This window comes from Micromonospora sp. LOL_023, assembly GCF_048060115.1.
GTDB lineage: Bacteria > Actinomycetota > Actinomycetes > Mycobacteriales > Micromonosporaceae > Micromonospora_E.
Genome location: NZ_JBHMIM010000142.1, coordinates 1 through 2,614 on the forward strand (window position 1 = coordinate 1; position 2,614 = coordinate 2,614).

At 62.1% G+C, this 2,614-nt stretch carries 2 protein-coding genes; both read left to right on the forward strand.

Annotation, left to right across the window (positions count from 1 at the left end; translation table 11 throughout):
• Positions 1-255: 255 nt before the first annotated feature.
• Positions 256-972 (forward strand): SDR family NAD(P)-dependent oxidoreductase, encoded by a 717-nt coding sequence (locus tag ACFHVL_RS31065; RefSeq protein ID WP_416632177.1) that lies wholly within the window; start codon positions 256-258, stop codon positions 970-972.
• A 110-nt stretch (positions 973-1,082) separates the two neighbouring features.
• Positions 1,083-2,462, forward strand: a complete 1,380-nt coding sequence (locus ACFHVL_RS31070; RefSeq protein WP_416632178.1) for an NDP-hexose 2,3-dehydratase family protein — start codon at positions 1,083-1,085, stop codon at positions 2,460-2,462.
• Positions 2,463-2,614 lie beyond the last annotated feature (152 nt).

Sequence of the window (2,614 nt, forward strand, 5' to 3'; positions counted from 1 at the left end):
TCGCCGCGTGACGCCGCCACCCGCGAAACCCCAGCCCACACCCATGATCCACTTACGTTAAGTGGCATTGGTTCACGGTGGTGCTGAGCTTGGCCTGCGGCACTGGCCGAGTCGGGACTGATGATCGACGGAGCCGCCTGACGGATTCTCGATCCCGCCTCAATGGGAGGTGCAGATGCTTGCGTAGCACAGCGCACGGCGATTTCAGTGGCGGGGAGCAGCCAAATGTCCCAGACGGACAAGCAGGTGGCGGTAGTGACAGGTTCGTCCTCGGGGATCGGTGCGGCGATCGCCGCTCGTCTCGCCGAGCGGAATATGCGGATCGTCGTGAACTCGGTGCGTTCGGCCGAGGCTGGAGAGCAGCTCGCCAGGTGGTTACCGGACGCCATATATGTCCAGGCCGACACGAGCGTTCCAGAACAAGCACAGAAGCTGATCAATGCGGCGCTGACTGCGTACGGCCGGCTCGACGTGCTGGTGAACAACGCCGGAACCACCCGGGTGATCCCACATGACGACTTGACTGCGGTCACGCCAGAGGTCTGGCAGGAGATCCTCGGACCCAACCTGTTCGGCACCTGGCAGATGACCGCAGCGGCGGTGCCGCACCTGCGTGCGGCGGACGGCGGCGGGTCCATCGTAAACATCTCCTCCGTGGCTGGCAGCCGGCCAGCTGGAAGCTCTATCCCGTACGCGGTCAGTAAGGCCGCGGTCGAGCACATGACCCGGCTGCTCGCGAAGGCGCTCGGCCCCGACGTCCGCGTCAACGCGGTCGCACCCGCACTGACCGAGACGCCGTGGACCCGCGACGATCCGTTCTTCCAGGGCATCGCGGAACAGGTTCGCAAGGTGACCCCGTTGCGGCGGGTCGGCAGCGCCGATGACGTGGCTGACGCTGTACTCGCCGTGCTCGGAGCACGGCACATGACCGGCGTCGTGCTACCTGTCGACGGCGGCGCCCATTTGATCTGACAGGGACCTGCCAGCCGGTTCCATCTCATTAAATCCAAACTCGATCCAGGGCGGATTCGTCCCTCGAGTACGCCGATCGATCCCGAGAGCCCGACGACTGGGAGGATTCCGTGTTCCGAAACCCGATGGAGTTCAACGCCTGGCTTGACGACCGCCGAAAAGTGAATGAATACCATGTCGTCACTACTTCGCTCGATCGCCTAGACAATTGGTTGGTTGAACCACACACCGGAAACTTGCGACATCGAACCGGGCGCTTCTTTAGCATCGAAGGGCTTCGCGTCAGCACGGACAATCGGGAGACAACCGCTTGGGATCAGCCGATCATCGTGCAGCCCGAGACGGGCGTTCTCGGCGTATTGGTCAAGGACTTCGATGGGGCGCCACACTGCTTGCTGCAGGCGAAGATGGAGCCAGGCAACATCAATCTGTTGCAACTTTCACCTACGGTCCAGGCAACGCACAGCAACCATACACGAGTTCATCAGGGTGCCGCAGTTCCCTATCTCGAGCAGTTTCTCATGGCGCAACCGGAGCAGGTAATTTTCGACTCGTTGCAGTCCGAGCAGGGATCGTGGTTCCTGCGAAAGCGAAACCGCAACATGATAGTCCGGGTGGACAATGAGGTGCCAACGCATCCGGACTTCTGCTGGCTGTCGTTGCCGCAGATTGCCGAGCTTCTACAACAGGACAACCTGGTCAACATGGACACACGTACAGTCCTGTCCGGCATGTCGAACCTCGCGAAGGACGCGATCCCATCGGTCCGCCAGCGATATGGAGTGCTCGGCAGCGAAGGGCCGGACGTGGGTGCATTGCATACGACCGAGCGGATCCTCGGTTGGCTGACCGCAGCCAAGACAGAGCACCGACTCGACCGTGAACTCATTCCGCTGGAAGATGTGCGGCACTGGGACCGTGACGAACATCGAATCTCGCATGAGGGTCGGCGATACTTCACGGTCATGGGCGTGGACGTACGAGCCAGCAACCGGGAGGTGGCCCAGTGGTCGCAGCCGATGGTAGCGCCGATCGGCCGCGGGGTAGCTGCTTTCCTCGGACGCGAGATCGACGGAGTCTTCCATGTCCTGGCCCACGCACTCACTGAGGCTGGCACTTTCGACGTGCTGGAAATTGCACCTACCGTTCAGTGCATTCCAAACAGCTACCTGGGTCTTCCGGACCCTTCCCGGCCAAAATTCCTTGACTATGCACTGAACTCTCGACCGGAGCAGCGACTGCTCGACGTCGTGCACTCCGAGGAGGGCGGTCGGTTTTATCATGCGGAAACCAGGTATCTGATCGTAGACACCGGCGACGACCTGCCACTTGTGGAACCGCCGGGTTTCCTATGGGTCACCCTTGCTCAACTCGGCAACCTGGTTCGCTTCAGCCACTACCTCAACGTAACCACACGGTCCCTGCTCACCTGCGTGAACAGTTGGTGGTGGAACGAGGCTCCGGCATCTTCGGAGCTTGCCCGGACGTAGCCCGGCACGCGGTCTGTATCGGAGTGAGCAGCCGTTGATGGTCTGGCGGCCGGGAACAGCGGCCAGGCTGACCGGTAAATGGCCTGTACCACGGCGGGTTTTGGGTGTGCGGGGGTGGCCCGGTGTCGGTGGGTCGACCCGGGCGGGGTTGG